We start from the raw sequence: 14469 nt of genomic DNA on the forward strand, positions 1-14469 counted from the left end.
TTTTTCTAATTGATTTCGGCAGGTTCTTCTTTAGCGACATTGGTTTCGGTTTCCTCCTCACCGTATTGTGTCTCTTCTGTCCGTGCGTCATAACTTTGTTCTCTCAAGTATCTGGAAAATATTTCGGTATAACCGTGCGTACAGATAATTTTTTTGGCTCCCGTAGCTTCGATACTTTCCAACAGCCCTTGCCAATCGCAATGGTCGCTGAGGACAAAACCTTTGTCAATGGCCCGCCTTCTTCTGGCACCACGGAATGTCATCCATCCGCTGGCAGATGCGGTTACATAAGGCACCATTTTCCTGATCCATGTAGAACCATGTGCACTTGGCGGAGCCAAAACAATGTTGCCCAACAATTCTTCTTTCTTGGTTTCTCTTGTGATAAGCGTCGTTTTGGGAAAATTGACCAAAGGCCTGAGTACTTGGGTCATATTTTCAATGGCACCATGGGTATATATTTTTCCGATATCGGTATTTAGATATTTTAAAAGACGTTGTGCCTTTCCTAGACTGTAACCGAACAGGACAGATGTTTTTTTCTCCGCCTTATTTTCGGCCCACCAGTCATTTATATTTTGAAGAACCTCCTTTTGGGGTGTCCATTTGAATGCCGGAAGTCCAAAAGTACACTCGGTAATAAACGTATGGCATTTTATGGGTTCATACGGAGTTGAAATACCGTCGTTCTCTGTCTTGTAATCTCCGGTAAAAACCCAGACTTCCCCTTTGTGTTCTACCCGTATTTGGGACGAGCCAATAATATGGCCGGCAGGGTGTAAACTAAATTTTACGTTGTTTATAGAAAAGGTCTCCCCCCATTCCTTACCGGACACATTTATTTCCCCTAATCTGTGCGAAATTATCGGAACGTTCCTATGGTGCGTAATGTAGTGCTTGTGTCCCCAGCGGCTATGATCTGCGTGACCATGTGATATGATGGCTTTGTCCACAGGTTTCCAAGGGTCTAGATAAACCTTTGCCATACTACAGTAAATACCCTTCTCCGTAAACGCTAAAAGTGGTTTTTTCATAGCATGTGAAAGTTACAAATTTGGATGTAGAACAAAGTTGTATTCAATTTAAATTTTGACCTCTAAAAAATTTATATTTGCCATTACAAAATTTAAAAGCATGTCGATTTCAGATTTATTTGATAGTGGATTTCAGAAAAGAAACCAAGACCACTTTGCCGCAATTGTTAAGGTTGCCATGAGTGATGGGGTTATAACCAATGACGAAAAAGCCTTTCTCGACAGATTGGCAAGCAGATTGTCTATTTCTGACAATGATTACAAGGAGATATTAAAGGATTACATGACTCATCCGGTAAATCCACCAACAAGTTATGATGAACGTTTGGAAAGGCTGTATGATTTGGCGCGTATGGTATATGCCGATCATCATTTGGGGGAAAGACAGACACCGATGTTGGAACGTTTGGGAATTGGACTCGGGTTTTCTCCAGAAAATGTAAGTTATGTGGTAGATAAAGCTTTAAAATTAGTCAATAGCGGTGTTGATATCGACGGGTTTTCCGAGGAAATAAAAAATATGAACAGATAAGAATTTGATATCATTAATAAAAGAGGGGGAGCAATTTGCTCCCCCTCTTTTATTCGTGGTATTTATTCAAAAACTCCTGTAGTTTTTCTACCATTTTTCGGCTTCCACAGAAGAACGGTACACGTTGATGAAGTTCCGTAGGCTGGATATCCATGATTCTATTTTTTCCGCCAATGGCCATTCCGTTCGCCTGCTCCGCTATAAAGGCCATGGGATTGCATTCATAGAGCAAACGTAATTTTCCACTTTCCGTGACGCTACTTTTCGGGTACATGTAGATACCTCCCTTAATCATATTTCTATGAAAATCCGATACCAAAGAACCTATATATCTTGAAGTATAGGGCCTATCTCCTTCCTCCATTTGGCAGTATTTGATATAATCCTTAACGCCCTGTAAAAAATGCACATAATTACCTTCGTTCACGGAGTATATTTTTCCCGTCTCCGGAAATTGCATGTTTGGATGCGACAAATAGAACGTTCCTAAAGCGGGATTTAAGGTAAAACCGTTTACCCCGTCTCCGGTAGTGTAGACCAACATGGTAGAGGTGCCATAAACCACATAACCTGCCGCCACTTGTTGGTTGCCCGGTTGCAGAAAATCTTCCATGGTCACCGGGGTGCCTACCGGTGTAACCCTTCTATAAATTGAAAAAATAGTCCCGACGGATACGTTCACGTCCACGTTGGAGGAACCGTCCAAAGGATCGATCAATACTACATATTTGTTCTGGTGTTTTTTGTCATTACTATTTATGCTTATAAAACTATCCTCTTCTTCAGAAGCGATACCGCATACAATTTCCCTATTCTTTAAGGTGGATATAAATTTTTCATTGGCGAAAACGTCCAGCTTTTTCTGTTCCTCTCCTTGAATATTCGTGTCTCCAAAATCTCCTAAAATATCTACCAAACCTGCTTTGTTCACCTCATGGTTCACTACTTTGGCGGCAAGTCTAATGGCGTTTATCAATTTGGAAAGTTCTCCTGAGGAATATTGGAAAGAAGATTGGTTTTCAATAATGAACTCCCCAAGAGTCTGATTTTTTTTGATCATCTAGGATAGGTTAGTATTTGACCACAAATATCGGGTATTTTGTGAAACTAAATCGATTTCGTTATATTTTGATTTTTTAAATTTATAACTTTGTGTTTTATTTGTAACAATATGAAATTTACAATACGAAATGCTGTAGCCGCCGATATGCCCAAGGTCCTGGAACTTGTTAATGAGTTGGCCCTTTTTGAAAAGGAACCTGATGCTGTTGAGGTTACCGTTACCGATTTGATTAATAATGGTTTTGGTTCAAACCCATTATTCCACTGTTTTGTAGGAGAACACGAAAATGAAATTGTCGGGATGGCCCTCATATATCCGCGATATTCTACATGGAAAGGACCGGTAATTCATTTGGAGGATCTAATCGTTACCCAAAAAATGAGAGGAAGTGGTTTGGGTACTGCTTTGCTGAACGAAGTTGTAAAATATGGGAATACGTTAGGGGTGAAAAGAATATGTTGGGAAGTTTTGGATTGGAACGATCCTGCCATACATTTTTACGAAAGTAAGGGTGCCAACGTTATGCGGGATTGGGACGTAGTGCAATTGGACGAGTCCGGTATAAAAAAATATTTGGACAATATTTAAATTATTCCTGTTTCCAATGAATTATAACAATAGAAAATTTAGACCCCTAAAAAGTTCTAAAAATGCCGAAACTTCTGAAGAGACTATTTTTTGCTACAAGCAAGAAAATCACATCGTAACATCCGAGTACAGTGGCGGTGCCATCGTAAAAGGACATCTAATGGGTACAATAGATGCTGAGGGAGTAATAGAAATGTGTTACCATCAAATAAATACGGCCGGAGATTTGATGACCGGAAGATGTACCTCTAAACCGGAGTTGATGACTAACGGGAAAATTAAACTTCATGAAACATGGCAGTGGACTTCAGGTGATAAATCAAAAGGCAATTCTGTATTGGTTGAAATATAATATTCATTTCCGGAATATCGGAATATAAAATAAACAAGAGTTTTTATGCGTGTATTTAAATTTGGAGGAGCATCGGTCAAGGATGCCGATGGTGTAAAAAATGTAGTAAAGGTATTGGGAGAAGTGGGTCACGAAAACACCATAGTGGTCGTATCCGCGATGGGAAAAATCACCAATGCCATGGAGGCCATTGTAAACTCTTATTTTCAAAATAAAGCAGACCTGCCGGGCCATATCAATGAGATGGTCGCATATCATGATGATATACTAAAGGATTTGTTCCCCAATATGCAACATGTTGTTTATAGGAAAATCAAGATTTTAGTGGATGAAGTAAACGGATTCTTGGCTTGGAACAAGTCGCCCAACTACAACTTTGTGTACGATCAGGTGGTCGGGTACGGAGAATTGATTTCCACCACGATTATTAGTGCCTATTTGGAAGAAGTGGGAATCAAAAACAATTGGTTGGACGTTCGGGAATATATCAAAACCGATGACAGCTATCGAGACCCCATCGTCAATTGGGAAAAAACACAGGAGAATTGTTCAAAAATCGATAAAAACATACTCAATGTTACCCAAGGTTTTTTAGGGAGTGATGACAACAACTTTACCGTTACCTTGGGCCGTGAAGGGTCAGATTATTCCGCAGCTATTCTGGCCTATTGTCTAAATGCAGAATCCGTAACCATTTGGAAGGATGTTCCCGGCGTGCTCAATGCAGACCCAAGACATTTTAAGGAAACGCAATTGCTGAACAATATTTCTTATCGTGAGGCCATAGAACTTGCCTTTTACGGAGCATCGGTAATTCACCCAAAAACACTGCAACCTTTACAGAGAAAAGAGATACCGTTACGGGTAAAGTCTTTCATCAACCCAAAAAAAGCAGGGACTACCGTTGGTAAAGGCGTTGGGATAGAACCAAAGGTGCCTTGTTTCATCGTAAAAAAGAACCAAGTATTAATGAAATTGTCCTCGCTGGATTTTTCCTTCATTGTAGAAAACAAGATCAGTGAAATTTTTAAGCTGTTTCATGACCATAAAATAAAGGTTGACCTGATCCAGAATTCAGCGATTAGCTTTTCGGTTTGTGTGGATAATAAATTTGGGGGCTTGGAGGCTTTGTTGAACCAATTAAAAAGTAAATTTAAAGTAGTTCATCACGAAAATGTATCGCTCTATACCATTAGGCATTTTGATGATAAATCACTGGAATCAATTCAAAACGGGTATGAAATCCTGTTGGAACAGCGTGGAAAAGAGACCGTTCAATTGGTTGTGAAATAATTATTATCCATTATTTTTTCGAATGTTAAATAGTGAGCTCCACTAGGGTTTTTCCTATATTTACCCCTCTATAACATTTTCTTTCTATGGGTTTAGTAACCGCAAAAGAGGTAGCCAAGGCTATCAATCTATCCAAGTACGGTTATGTGGGTACGTTTATAGGCTGGATCTTGATGAAAATCACAAGAATCTCAGGTATCAATTCCTATTATGATAAGATTTCCCATTTAGAGTGCGATGAATATGCCAACGCAATTTTGGAGCATTTTGAGATTGATTATGATATTCCGGAAGAGGATTTTAAAAGATTGCCCAAGGAGGGTCCTTATATCACCATAAGCAATCATCCCTTGGGTGCTATTGACGGGATTTTATTGATGAAACTGATGCTGTCCGAGCGGAAGGACTACAAAATTATGGCCAATTTTCTCTTAAAACGTATGGTTCCTTTGGCACCTTACATTCTTCCCGTAAACCCTTTTGAAGGACACAAAGATGCAAAGAGCAGTATTGCGGGGTTTAAAAATGCATTGAGTCATCTTCGGGATGGTCACCCGTTAGGTATTTTTCCTGCAGGAGAAGTTTCTACCCATAAAGATGGAAAGCTAATCGTTGACAAACCTTGGGAGGAGGCTGTTTTGAAATTGATCCGTAGGGCGAATGTGCCCGTTGTCCCTATTTATTTCCATGCTAAAAACAGCAAGCTCTTCTACAGGATGTCCAAGTGGAACGATGTTTTTAGAACGACAATGATACCGTCCCAAGTCTATTCCCAACGAAATAGGCCCATAAAAGTGCGCATTGGCCAACCTATTTCGGTCAAAGCGCAGGAAGAGCAGGAGACATTGGAGGATTTTACGGATTTGCTCAGAAAGAAAACCTACATTCTGGCCAATGCCTACCAAAAAGAACGATTGATAGATCAGATACCAACTACCCTAAAAATTCCAAAACCGCCCAAGAAGATAGCTACGGCCATGCGCAAGGAGGTAATGCAAGGTGAAATTGAAAAGCTGCGCGAAAAAGATTGCCGTTTACTGGAAAGCAAGAATTACGAGGTTTTTTTGGCCCAAGAAAAAGATATGCCTTTTATACTAAAGGAAATCGGGAGGCAGCGAGAAGTTACTTTTAGGGCCATTGGGGAAGGAACCAATAACGCCATTGATCTGGATATTTTTGATTCCTATTATTACCACTTGTTTCTTTGGGACAATACGGAACAGTGTATTGTTGGTGCTTACAGGATGGGGATGGGTTCCGAAATTTTTCCGGAATATGGGATTGACGGATTTTACCTTCAGGATTTATTTAGGGTGGAACCCGAACTGTATGGAATGATGCAAAATTCCATCGAAATGGGCAGGGCCTATATTGTTAAGGAATATCAACAAAAACCCATGCCGCTCTTTTTATTATGGAAAGGAATCGTCCATACCACATTAAGACATCCAGAGCATAAATATTTGATTGGTGGCGTAAGCATTAGCAATCAGTTTTCGAACTTTTCGAAATCCTTGATGATCGAGTTTATGAAATCAAACTATTGGGATCCCTATGTAGCACAATACATTAGGCCGAAAAAAGAGTTTAAGGTAAAGCTCAACGATGCCGACAAAGAATTCGTTTTTGATGAAACGCAGGCGGATCTGAACAAATTTGACCGTTTGATAGATGAGGTAGAACCCGGAAATCTTAGATTGCCGGTCCTTATTAAAAAATACATCAAACAAAACGCCAAAGTTGTAGCGTTCAACGTAGATCCGTTGTTCAACAATTCTGTGGACGGCTTAATGTATATTAAAATATCCGACTTGCCGGAGAGTACGGTGAAACCGGTTATGGAAGAATTTCAGGCGGAACTGGAGCGTAAATTGATGGAATCGCAATCCCAAGAAAAAGAAGATTAATCAGTGTATTCCAATTTTGGTGCTTCTTCGTTCAAAAAGTAAATTATCTTTCCAAACACCTGATAATTTCCCCACTTTTTCTCTTTTGCCAATATACCTGAATCCCATATTTTCATGTAGTTTTATACTTCCAATATTTTCGGGAAATATGCCAGACTGTATGGTCCATAGGCCTTCAGCCTCACTTTCTTTTATCAATGCTTGCATCAATAACTTGCCAACACCCTGGCCGCGACTTTTGTTCGAAACGTAAACGCTTACTTCACCGATACCGCCATAAACACATCTGCTTGAGACAGGAGATAATGCTGCCCACCCTAATATGTCATCATTATGGGCAGTAGCAACCAATCTGCATAAATCCATATGTGCACTGTCCCATGATTCATAACTGGGAACGGTGGTCTCAAAAGTAGCAAAGCCTGTTGCGATACCTTCCTCGTAAATCTTAGCTACCGCGTCCCAATCTTCAGCTCTCATGGGTTTTATTGTAATGGGTGTCATCATTTAGAATTTAAGTCCAAAAAATTTATAACGTATTCACTTTTTCAAGAAGAGGTCTCGACTGCGCTCGACCTGACACTATTGAAAATATAAAATAAACTAAAGTTTTTGATCAACAACATCCACTTTCTGGCGCACAGCTGTTTTCTGAAGCTACTGCCATAGGCTCCGGCACACCACAAGTTTCTTTTGCCTTACAATCGGTTTTTGCAACTCCTAATTGGAATACAAGTTTTTCGTGATTGGCCAAGTAATCATTGATGAATAGTTGCGCCGTGTGAAAGTGTTCATTGCTGTATTCAATTTTAACTTCCACCTCTTTTTCCATAGGTTTTATCTTATCTACTTTGTTCAAAATAGAAAGGGCCTTATAAGCGGACATATATTCCCTTTTGTCTTTTTCAGTAGGACTTTCCCATAGTTGGATGATGGTTTCTTTCCAAGAATCTGAATTTCCCCCACAGTCGACACTATCAATGGTTATATTTTTGACTTCGGTGATGTGGTAGTTGGCCGGAACGAATGCTCCAGGTTTGTATTCAAAAAGCAAGCTCTTATTTGGGTTCTCTTTTAGAATGGATAAAAAATCGTTTGTCTTCATGTTGTGCTTTTTAATTTAAATCATTATATGATATTCATGTTTTTATGACTAGTATTATACTCCTTTAAGGGTGGGGCTTTTAACAACAGTTGGTTTTTGTCGTATTAAAGAAGGTGTTCAAAAGATCTTGAATAGCCGACCATTTTTTTAGATTGATACAGTAACAGACCTTTTTCCCTTCTATTTCTCCTTTTATTAAATCGATGCTTTTCAACTCCTTTAAATGTTGCGAAATAGTAGGTTGTGCCAATCCTATTTCGTCTACAATGTCATTGCAGATACAGGCGTCCTGCTTGCTTATATATTGCAGTATGGCTATCCTTGCGGGATTTGACAATACCTTGAAAATAGTAGCAAGTTCATTTTGCTTGGTATTGAATATTTGCGATTTGGTAATACCCATGATATATTTATATATTGCAATATTACGATAATAAAATCAATAAAAAAGACCAAACGTTATATTCGGTCTTTTTTGTTTTATAAACTCTTAAACCAGTCTTGGAAATATTGGCCTACTACAGGTGTAGGAACCATTTTTTCATTTATGGCATTAATGAAACTCATGACTAAAAGTACTACTGCTATAATAGCCGCAAAGCATCCTATAACTGGGATTAGTCCTAAAAGGAAAGCTAAAATAAAGATACCCAAGGTTTGTCTTATATAATAACTGCCCAATGCTGTTTTATTATTGTTGTTCATGATGATGGCGACAATCCACCCTATAAAAGTTAAATGTGCTATAATGGCTACCATTTTACCATTATCGGCATCGTTTTTTATAGTTTCTTTAGTGTCATCTATGGCATCCTTTACCTCATCGGCAGCGTCTTTAGCTGTTTCTTTCGCTTTGTCAAAAGCCTCTTCGGCCTTATCTCCTAAGTCTTTGTTCTCGTCAGACATTTTATTGTTTTTTTGGTGGTTTAACTTAGGCTAAATGTAACAAATAAATAGTTGCTATAAAAATGCTTTGTCCACTGGTTCCCAAAGCTCTAATTTATTGCCTTCAGGGTCCATAATCCAACCAAATTTACCATAGTCATATTCCTCAATTTCACCAACTATGGTAACCCCTTCTTTTTCCAGTTCAATTAAAAGTTCTTTTAAATTCTCGACCCGAAAATTCATCATAAACTGTTTTTTGCTAGGGTTATAATAGTCTGTATCCGCGGCCATGGGGCTCCATTGGGTGGAGCAATCGTTGCCCTCTTTGTCTTTCCACCAAAAGGTACATCCGTATTGGTCCGTATTTAGCCCTAAGTGATTTTTATACCATTCTTTTATCATGTTTGGATCATCGGACTTAAAAAAGAAGCCGCCTAATCCCGTAACTCTATTTTTCATCTATAAGTGTTTTATCGTCATTTTCTCGAAGGAGGAAATCTTGATTTCATTTAAATTCCTTATCGCTTAATATTCTTTTCATACAAGGTTATCCAATCTTTTACCGACATTTTTGTGCAGAGTTCCGCAATCAATTCATAAGGAATATCGTTCATATCTTTAAAACGTATACAGCTTTTGCCCATATCCAATTTACGTTTACAGTGTTTGGGATATACGGCAACAAACCAATCGAATAATTTTTTATCCGCATAAATCCCAGAATGGTACAGGGCGACATAGTTTTTCTGTGATGCAAGATTTATAAAAGGTAACGGAAGTTTGGTATCGCAATGATAACCTGCAGGATAAACGGAATGTGGGACTACAAAACCTAACATGCCATAACTCATTTGTTCTTCAAAGCCTTCAGGAAGATGTTCCCGGATAGTTTCCCTTATTTTAGAAACCACCGGTTTTCGTTCTTCGGGAAGTTGCGCCATATATGCTGCCGGGGTGTCCGCTTTGTAATTCATATTATACGTGTTGGTCCAAAAGGATAGGATTTCCGTCGGGATCTATTAAAGTAAGACTTGCTGGTCCCGAAGTAGTATCGTCCGCTTTTCTGACCAATTCCAAGCCTTTTTCCAGCATATGTTTTTGAATTTCCCGAATGTCGGTAAAAGATTCAAGAGCATTGGCATTACTGTCCCATCCGGGATTGAAGGTTAATATGTTTTTTTCAAACATGCCTTGAAACAAACCTATAACGGCCGTTTCATTTTTCATAATAAGCCATTTTTGTTCAATATCTCCGTGAAAAACGGTAAAGCCTATTTTTTCATAGAATGATTTTGACGCGTGGATGTCCTTAACAGTAAGACTGACCGAAAATGTTCCTAGATTCATTATTTTTGATTTTAGATGAATAAACTCTTATTTATTTTCTTTTAATTTTTTCTTTGAAGTATCAATGCCGAAATCAGGGTGATTATAAAACCTATTAAAAAAACGGTCATGAACATAACCGTGGCATTAAAAGCCGGATTTTTATATTGTTCTATTTGTTCCAATAACTTTTTTCGCTCCACTTCATAAGTAGCCGCAGGGAGTTCGGCTTTCAATTTTTCCAATGAATATGCTAGGTATTGTTCGGCAAAATCAGGATTGATTACAGTTACATAAATGGTATCTGCAATCGCAAAGCCTATTCCGGCAAATACCGATATTGAAATACCTATCAAAAAAGCTTTTTTAAAACTGATGAGACCATGATTTTCTTTTTCCCTTAAGTGTTTAATAGCGAAGAAAATAAATAGCAAGGAAGTAAGAATGGTAAGATATCCCAGCACCTCCTGAATGGAGAAATCCAGGCCCTGTCCAAAATATAGGGCTGCCATGAATAATAGGAAAGCGCACAAAAACGCATATATTCCAAAGTGAACGATAGTTTTTTTCATATTAGGCTGTTTTTAGATGATAGGCCTAAAAGTAACGGTAGGGATAAAAAAACAACTCATACTAAAGTACCAAATTCTATAAACTTGGGTTTTGGAAATCTTTTTTTAGATGATTTGAAAGTCTTTCGCAATCTGTATAGCCTGTGTTCTTCTTTTGGCATTTAACTTTACCAAAAGGTTGGAGACATGGGTTTTAATAGTACTTTCGGAAAGGAAAAGTTTTTCGGCAATTTCTTTATTGGAGAGCCCCAGAGCGACTTCCTTTAACACTTCGTATTCTCTTTTGCTGAGTTCCAGTGCTTCAATTTTATCAAAGTTTACTTCTTGTGCCGGCACGGTTGTTTTGTGAAGACTTTTTTTGTTCAGGTAAATACCGATGAAAAAGAAAATAATAGCCACTGATGCAATGATAAATTCCAACGTGCTATCGCCACTGATTAGCGCGTAGGAACTAATTCTAAATAACAATAATAGCACTAGAACAAGAACACTAAAGATGACTATGGTCTTCTTCATGGCTTTCATTTAGCAAAACTTGGCTTTGATTTTATCTATAACGGTTTGCGCCAATTTTTCTTTGCTTTCCACCGTCCAACCCGCTACATGGGGGGAGAGCAAAACGTTATCTGCTTTTACCAGATACTGGAAGGCTTCGGGGAGTTCATTGGTGAACATATTTTCAAAGGAAGCCTTTTCATATTCCAAAACGTCCAGCCCTGCACCCAAAACTTTATTTGATTTTAGTGCTGCCACCAAGTCATTGGTTTTAATACATTTCCCCCTTGCGGTATTGATGATCCAAATGGGTTTATGGAATTTTTCAAGGAACTCGGTATTCACCATTCCAACGGTCAAATCGGTTTGTGGCACATGAAGACTTATAACATCTGCACGCTGGTGCAGTTCCATAATACCTACCTGTCTGGCATTGTCATCCTCTACACCTCCTTTGATATCATAGCAAATGACTTCATCTATATCAAAGCCCTTTAATTTTTTAGCAAAAGCTTTCCCCATATGTCCGTACCCAATAATACCGACAATTTTTCCTTCCAATTCCCATCCGCGGTTGCCTTCCCTGTCCCATTTTCCATTTCTAACTTCTTTATCGGCTTTATTGAGATTGTTGAAGAGGGAAAGCAACATTCCCAAAGCGTGTTCGCCAACCGCATTTCTATTTCCTTCCGGTGCAGCAGCCAAAAAGATACCTTTGGATTTTGCGTAGCGCACATCTATATTTTCCAGTCCAGCACCCAGTCTTCCAATAAATTTTAGATTTGTGGCCTTGTCCAAAAAAGCTTCGTCAATACGAAACCGACTACGGATAATAAGCCCGTCATACAGATGAATCTTATTTTCAATTTCGGTCTTGGAAGAACTATAATCTTCATCGTTCTGAAAACCCATTTCAGAAAACTGTTCAATAATCAAAGGGTGGTTGGTATCTACATGGAGCACTTTCATAGGACGTAAAATTACGATTTCTAAATCAGGAATATAAATTCAGATTAATCTAATGAAAATTATGAAATAATAGTGTTTTTGTACCCAGACGGTCGATAAGACTATGGATTAAAATTAAATTTATCTTTGATACGGATAAAATGATAAACGATATTGGTCTTATTGATGTGTTATTGCTCATGGGAATCTCCCAAGGTGTTTTTCTTACCGTAACCCTGCCTATTGTCCATCAGAAAAATACCAAGCCGAACAGCATACTTTCCATACAGTTGGCCATGACCAGCATCTTGTTGCTTTCTAAATTTATATTGACAAAAGCAACGGAATCTTGGGTTATACAGTATGCCAGTACATTGGAATTCATCATCTTTCTGTTCGGGCCTTTGGGTTATATGTATATTAGGCGTTTATTGATCAAAGGAGACCAAAACTTCATATTATCATGGTTTCATTACGTTCCGGCCATATTTTACGGTTTATTTTTATTGTATTTGTGCAGTTATTCCCAAGCGGAATATGTAGCATTGTACAGAGGAGGATATTTGAGGGTTATTTTTTCAGCCGTGGAAGCTTTGGCATTGATTTCCAACGTGTATTATCTGTTCCGATGCGGAAAATTGATTTTCAATTTTGAGAAAAACGAAAAAGAACAACTCTCTTTTTCCCAACCCTCCCTTCGGTTTTTGAAAGTTATGTTTGGAGGTATAGCGCTCATCCTAATGCTGTGGGCCTTTAGTTTTATAACATCGATTGCCTTTGGTTTCAACAATGCTTATTTGAATTATAATACTGTTTGGATCGCGTTGCCATTACTCGTTTACGGAATAGGTTTTTACGCCTTAAGGCAGCCTGAAATCTTTAGGGTTCAATTGGCCCAAAAAGAAAATGCAAAACAAAAAAATAGACTGGACGAGACCGAAACTAGAGAATTACAATCATCGCTCCATACACTCATTCATAAAGAACATATCTATTTGGACAATGAGCTGACCCTGGCAGTTTTGGCAGAACAATTGAATACCTCTCCTAATAACCTTTCATGGTTGTTGAACAATGTATATAACTCTAATTTTTATGACTACATCAATCAATTTAGGGTTGCGGCTTTTTTAGAAAAATTGGATAAGAAAGAGCATCAACGCCAAACCTTATTGGCGCTTTCCATGGAGGTAGGGTTCAAGTCCAAATCTACGTTCAACAAAGCTTTTAAGGCCAAACTCCAGGAAACTCCCAGTAATTATATAAAGCGATTGCATGCGCAATCTGTCTAAATGGGTACAAGCGGTCGATTCGCATAAGGGTTAACGGTTAACATTGCCAAAACTTTAAAACTATCCTCATGAAAAATCGAAACAAGCATCTATTAAAACACACGTCGCCATTTTTTGCACTTATTTTAATCATCACTGTATCCTGTAGTAAGTTTCCCTACGGAGGAGGCCCTATTTTAGAGAAGGCCAAGGTAGAAACATTGGTCAATGATTTTCAAGCTACGGACGGATTATCGGTCGATAGCAGGGGAAATATCTATGCAAGCAACTTTGCCAATTTTGGAGGAACGGTAGTACTGAAAACAAATCCATATACCGGTGAAACCTCCGTAGTTGTGGATGGTTTAGTGGCACCGACCGGAAACGTAGTAGATCGCGAAGGGAATATTTATGTAGTGAACAACATCAGGTTTGTATCCGGGACTTCGGGACCCACTCAAGCAGATGTGCTTAAAGTATCGCCGGACGGGAGTAGGGAAGTGCTCGCTACTTTGCCGGGTTTCCCGGCAGGAATAGTATTGGATAGGTATAATAATGCCTACGTTTCCAATTTTAGTTTTCCGGGAGTGCATAAGATTACTCCTGCCGGAGAAATCAGTATATATGTGCAAGACAACAGATTGTTTGGCGGTGTAGGAATAGATTTTGACAATAAAGGCAACCTGTTCGTGGGGAATTTTTCTACAGGGGATATCTTAAAGATAAACCGAAATCTGGAGGTAGAAGTGTTGGCAACTCTTCCCACTGTTACAGAAGGTTTCGTGATAGGGTACATTACCTATTCCGCAGGTTCTGTTTTTGCTACGGCAATAAGTGAACATGTCATTTACAGGGTCAGCATGGATGGCGAGGCAACTATTTTTGCCGGGAATGGAGAAAAGGCCACAAATGATGGGACACTTTTGGAAGCTTCTTTTGACACCCCCAATGGCATTACGGCAGATCGCTTTAGAAAAAGACTATATGTATCCCAAGGTTCTGAACAAGGGGCATTGCGGGTCATTAAATTAAAATGATAATTCTTGGCTAACTCAAAAAAGAAGGAAAAGCAGTTACTGCTTTTCCTTTTACCTA

The 14469-nt window shown here is 38.8% G+C and carries 19 protein-coding genes; 7 read left to right on the forward strand and 12 right to left on the reverse strand.

Features of this window, described 5'->3' with window-relative positions; translation table 11 throughout:
* Positions 1–5 precede the first annotated feature (5 nt).
* On the reverse strand, positions 6–1034 hold the full coding sequence (locus tag ACKWBX_RS02320; RefSeq protein ID WP_413967031.1) for a ligase-associated DNA damage response exonuclease: 1029 nt from the start codon (positions 1032–1034) through the stop codon (positions 6–8).
* A gap of 100 nt (positions 1035–1134) precedes the next feature.
* Here ACKWBX_RS02320 and ACKWBX_RS02325 point away from each other — a divergent pair, with 100 nt between their 5' ends.
* Complete coding sequence (locus ACKWBX_RS02325) at positions 1135–1566, forward strand: tellurite resistance TerB family protein (protein ID WP_413967032.1); 432 nt, start codon at positions 1135–1137, stop codon at positions 1564–1566.
* Positions 1567–1615: 49 nt separating this feature from the next.
* Here the strand turns inward: ACKWBX_RS02325 and fbp are convergent, their stop codons facing one another.
* A complete protein-coding gene (gene fbp / locus ACKWBX_RS02330; protein ID WP_413967033.1) occupies positions 1616–2626 on the reverse strand; it encodes a class 1 fructose-bisphosphatase in 1011 nt (336 codons plus the stop codon).
* A gap of 111 nt (positions 2627–2737) precedes the next feature.
* Between fbp and ACKWBX_RS02335 the strand changes: the two genes are divergently transcribed.
* The 4 genes from ACKWBX_RS02335 to ACKWBX_RS02350 all read left to right on the forward strand — a co-directional run bounded on the left by ACKWBX_RS02335 (position 2738) and on the right by ACKWBX_RS02350 (position 6769).
* On the forward strand, positions 2738–3217 hold the full coding sequence (locus ACKWBX_RS02335; protein ID WP_413967034.1) for a GNAT family N-acetyltransferase: 480 nt from the start codon (positions 2738–2740) through the stop codon (positions 3215–3217).
* A gap of 16 nt (positions 3218–3233) precedes the next feature.
* Positions 3234–3569 (forward strand): n-acetylglutamate synthase, encoded by a 336-nt coding sequence (locus ACKWBX_RS02340; protein WP_413967035.1) that lies wholly within the window; start codon positions 3234–3236, stop codon positions 3567–3569.
* Between the two features lie 45 nt (positions 3570–3614).
* The gene (locus ACKWBX_RS02345) at positions 3615–4862 is read left to right on the forward strand and encodes an aspartate kinase (protein WP_413967036.1); all 1248 of its coding nucleotides are present in this window, start codon (positions 3615–3617) and stop codon (positions 4860–4862) included.
* 86 nt (positions 4863–4948) lie between these two features.
* Entirely contained in the window at positions 4949–6769 is a 1821-nt protein-coding gene (locus ACKWBX_RS02350) for a GNAT family N-acyltransferase (RefSeq protein ID WP_413967037.1), read from the forward strand.
* Here ACKWBX_RS02350 and ACKWBX_RS02355 read toward each other — a convergent pair whose 3' ends face one another.
* From ACKWBX_RS02355 to ACKWBX_RS02400, 10 genes are all read right to left on the reverse strand, one after another.
* On the reverse strand, positions 6770–7273 hold the full coding sequence (locus tag ACKWBX_RS02355) for a GNAT family N-acetyltransferase (RefSeq protein ID WP_413967038.1): 504 nt from the start codon (positions 7271–7273) through the stop codon (positions 6770–6772).
* 112 nt (positions 7274–7385) lie between these two features.
* Positions 7386–7874 (reverse strand): DUF6428 family protein, encoded by a 489-nt coding sequence (locus ACKWBX_RS02360; protein WP_413967039.1) that lies wholly within the window; start codon positions 7872–7874, stop codon positions 7386–7388.
* A gap of 79 nt (positions 7875–7953) precedes the next feature.
* Positions 7954–8277 carry an ArsR/SmtB family transcription factor gene (locus ACKWBX_RS02365; protein ID WP_413967040.1) on the reverse strand — a complete coding sequence of 108 codons (324 nt, stop codon included), beginning with the start codon at positions 8275–8277 and terminating at the stop codon, positions 7954–7956.
* 77 nt (positions 8278–8354) lie between these two features.
* The gene (locus ACKWBX_RS02370; protein WP_413967041.1) at positions 8355–8780 is read right to left on the reverse strand and encodes a YtxH domain-containing protein; all 426 of its coding nucleotides are present in this window, start codon (positions 8778–8780) and stop codon (positions 8355–8357) included.
* Positions 8781–8834: 54 nt separating this feature from the next.
* Positions 8835–9221, reverse strand: coding sequence for a VOC family protein (locus tag ACKWBX_RS02375; protein ID WP_413967042.1), 387 nt, complete (start codon positions 9219–9221; stop codon positions 8835–8837).
* A 59-nt stretch (positions 9222–9280) separates the two neighbouring features.
* Positions 9281–9736, reverse strand: coding sequence for a DUF1801 domain-containing protein (locus ACKWBX_RS02380; RefSeq protein WP_413967043.1), 456 nt, complete (start codon positions 9734–9736; stop codon positions 9281–9283).
* Between the two features lies 1 nt (position 9737).
* The gene (locus ACKWBX_RS02385; RefSeq protein ID WP_413967044.1) at positions 9738–10109 is read right to left on the reverse strand and encodes a VOC family protein; all 372 of its coding nucleotides are present in this window, start codon (positions 10107–10109) and stop codon (positions 9738–9740) included.
* Between the two features lie 41 nt (positions 10110–10150).
* The gene (locus ACKWBX_RS02390; protein WP_413967045.1) at positions 10151–10660 is read right to left on the reverse strand and encodes a DUF4199 domain-containing protein; all 510 of its coding nucleotides are present in this window, start codon (positions 10658–10660) and stop codon (positions 10151–10153) included.
* 105 nt (positions 10661–10765) lie between these two features.
* On the reverse strand, positions 10766–11176 hold the full coding sequence (locus tag ACKWBX_RS02395) for a response regulator transcription factor (RefSeq protein WP_413967046.1): 411 nt from the start codon (positions 11174–11176) through the stop codon (positions 10766–10768).
* 9 nt (positions 11177–11185) lie between these two features.
* Positions 11186–12124 (reverse strand): 2-hydroxyacid dehydrogenase, encoded by a 939-nt coding sequence (locus ACKWBX_RS02400; RefSeq protein ID WP_413967047.1) that lies wholly within the window; start codon positions 12122–12124, stop codon positions 11186–11188.
* 140 nt (positions 12125–12264) lie between these two features.
* Here ACKWBX_RS02400 and ACKWBX_RS02405 point away from each other — a divergent pair, with 140 nt between their 5' ends.
* Both ACKWBX_RS02405 and ACKWBX_RS02410 read left to right on the forward strand, forming a co-directional pair.
* Complete coding sequence (locus ACKWBX_RS02405) at positions 12265–13395, forward strand: helix-turn-helix domain-containing protein (RefSeq protein WP_413967048.1); 1131 nt, start codon at positions 12265–12267, stop codon at positions 13393–13395.
* A gap of 68 nt (positions 13396–13463) precedes the next feature.
* Positions 13464–14411 (forward strand): Vgb family protein, encoded by a 948-nt coding sequence (locus ACKWBX_RS02410; protein WP_413967049.1) that lies wholly within the window; start codon positions 13464–13466, stop codon positions 14409–14411.
* Positions 14412–14469 lie beyond the last annotated feature (58 nt).

The organism is Maribacter algae, assembly GCF_047345745.1.
GTDB lineage: Bacteria > Bacteroidota > Bacteroidia > Flavobacteriales > Flavobacteriaceae > Maribacter.